This is a genomic window from Nostoc sp. CmiVER01 (genome assembly GCF_034531135.2).
Taxonomy (GTDB): domain Bacteria; phylum Cyanobacteriota; class Cyanobacteriia; order Cyanobacteriales; family Nostocaceae; genus Nostoc.
Genome location: NZ_JAVRBU020000050.1, coordinates 1 through 933, shown reverse-complemented (window position 1 = coordinate 933; position 933 = coordinate 1). Strand labels below are relative to the sequence as shown.

1 rRNA gene is annotated in these 933 nt (G+C 49.4%); it reads left to right on the top strand.

Going from position 1 to position 933, the window contains the following annotated elements:
- Positions 1-933: ribosomal RNA gene (locus RMZ43_RS35900) — 23S ribosomal RNA — on the top strand; the annotation flags it as partial.

The following is a 933-nucleotide window of genomic DNA, read 5'->3' as shown; positions in this document are numbered from 1 at the left end:
TACTCTTAAAATACCTCAGAAACTAAATAATTTAATTATGTCCTGTCTTGCGAAAAAATCTTGCGATCGCCCCCAAATCATCGCTAAGTGATAAAGGAGGTGAGAGTGCACAGACAACTAGGAGGTTTGCCTAGAAGCAGCCACCCTTGAAAGAGTGCGTAATAGCTCACTAGTCAAGCGCTCTCGCGCCGAAAATGAACGGGGCTAAGCGATGTACCGAAGCTGTGGGATTAATAAGAAACGATTAATCGGTAGGGGAGCGTTCCGTCGTAGGTAGAAGCAGTAGCGGCAAGCAGCTGTGGACGAAACGGAAGTGAGAATGTCGGCTTGAGTAGCGCAAACATTGGTGAGAATCCAATGCCCCGAAACCCTAAGGTTTCCTCCGCCAGGTTCGTCCCCGGAGGGTTAGTCAGGACCTAAGGCGAGGCCGAACGGCGTAGTCGATGGACAACGGGTTAAAATTCCCGTACTGATTGTAGGTTGTGCAGAGGGACGGAGAAGATGAATGTCAGCCGGATGTTGGTTACCGGTTCAAGCGTCGAGATGTTGAGAGACGGCGAAAACGTTTCGAGTTGAGGCGTGAGTACGACCCACTACGGTGGGGAAGTGGCATAGTCTAGCTTCCAAGAAAAGCTCTAAACACGTTAACTTACAGTTACCTGTACCCGAAACCGACACAGGTAGGGAGGTTGAGAATACCAAGGGGCGCGAGATAACTCTCTCTAAGGAACTCGGCAAAATGGCCCCGTAACTTCGGAAGAAGGGGTACCCACCTCAGACGTGGGTCGCAGTGAAGAGATCCAGGCGACTGTTTACCAAAAACACAGGTCTCCGCAAAGTCATAAAGACGCAGTATGGGGGCTGACGCCTGCCCTATGGATACACTTATCATGAGGAAAATTTGTGTTAGTATTATTCCAATCTACTAATAGC